The organism is Microbacterium sp. ISL-103 (assembly GCF_018613995.1).
Taxonomy (GTDB): Bacteria; Actinomycetota; Actinomycetes; order Actinomycetales; family Microbacteriaceae; genus Microbacterium.
Genome location: NZ_JAGGPD010000456.1, coordinates 1 through 1,335, shown reverse-complemented (window position 1 = coordinate 1,335; position 1,335 = coordinate 1). Strand labels below are relative to the sequence as shown.

The window sequence follows — 1,335 nt, the reverse complement described above, 5'->3', positions numbered from 1 at the left end:
AGGAGGAAGAAGAGAGGGGGAAGAAGAGAGGTTCCCAATACCGCACACTAGTGAATATAGGTAACTATGTAGTACCATCACAATCATGAAGCCCCTTTTCGTCGACCGCCTTCTGCAGATCGCCGACCTCTTCCAGAAGGACATGTCTCGGGCGTTCGCCGGCACCGACCTCACCCCCACGCGAGTGCACCTGCTGTGGGTCCTGCAGCATGCCGGCCCGTCGACGCAGCAGACGCTCGCGCAACTCTGCGAGGTGAGCCCCCGCAACATCACGGGTCTGGTCGACGCGCTCGAGAAGTCCGGCCACGTCCGCCGTACACCGCATCCCACCGATCGACGAGCGGTGCTCGTCGAGCTGACAACCACGGCTGTCGAAGCCATGTCGCGGATGCAGGACGAGCACTCGCAGCTCAACGACACCCTTCTTGCGGCGATCGCCCCCGCAGACCGTGCCGCCGTTCAGCGCGGCCTTGTGGCTGTGGTCACCCATCTCGAAGATCTCGTCAACTCCGCCGCGACAGCTCAGACCTCCGCCGCGACAGCGCAGCCAGCACCTGAGGCCGAGACAGAGCCCGCGACAGAGCGTGCGACAGCGTCGGACAACACACCATGACCCCGCAGCTGCGCACTCCGACCCCGCCCCCGACACCCCTCGCGCGCGCCCTCAACTTCCTGCACCGCGCGTGGATCGCCGAACTTCGCGTGTACTCGAGCATCGCCAGAGCGATCGCCCGGCGCCCTGCGGTCGCGGAAGGCGCCACCGGCATCGGCTACCACCGACCGGTGCTGACCGTGCTGTTCATCTTCATCGGGCTCTCGGCCGTCGAGATCCCGATCCTCGATCTCATCGTCCACCAGTGGCCGACGGTGCGCATCACTCTGCTGATCCTCGGAATCTGGGGAGTCACCTGGATGCTCGGACTGCTGTGCGCGATGCTGATGCGTCCGCACACCGTCGGACCCGACGGCGTGCGCGTGCGCAGCGGCCTGGAGCTCGACGTACCTGTGCGCTGGGCCGACATCGCCTCTGTCGCGATCGACCGCCGCGTCGACGAGCCCAAGCTGCCCCGGGTCACCGGCACGGAGTACACCGAACGGATGCAGGACGAGACCAACATCGAGATCGAACTCGAGCGCCCGGTCGAGATCCGTCTCCCCGGGCTCGCTCCGAAGGGCGGAGTGCATCGCGTCGACCGCATCCGACTCTGGGCCGACGACCCGCGCGCGTTCCTCGACGCCGCGCGACCGTTCCTGCTCGAAGCCTGATCAGTCGAGTCCGCGCTCCGCGAGCCACTGCTTAGCCACGAGCACCGGAGCCCGCACCAGCCAGGCGTC

2 protein-coding genes are annotated in these 1,335 nt (G+C 66.7%); both read left to right on the top strand.

What is annotated here, in order from left to right; genetic code table 11:
* Nucleotides 1–85: 85 nt before the first annotated feature.
* Nucleotides 86–613: a MarR family transcriptional regulator gene (locus tag J7E68_RS15780; protein WP_215174168.1), complete on the top strand. Its 528-nt coding sequence runs from the start codon at nt 86–88 to the stop codon at nt 611–613.
* Entirely contained in the window at nt 610–1,266 is a 657-nt protein-coding gene (locus J7E68_RS15775; RefSeq protein ID WP_215174166.1) for a hypothetical protein, read from the top strand. Before J7E68_RS15780 ends, J7E68_RS15775 begins: the two co-directional genes overlap by 4 nt.
* The last annotated feature ends 69 nt before the right edge of the window (nt 1,267–1,335 follow it).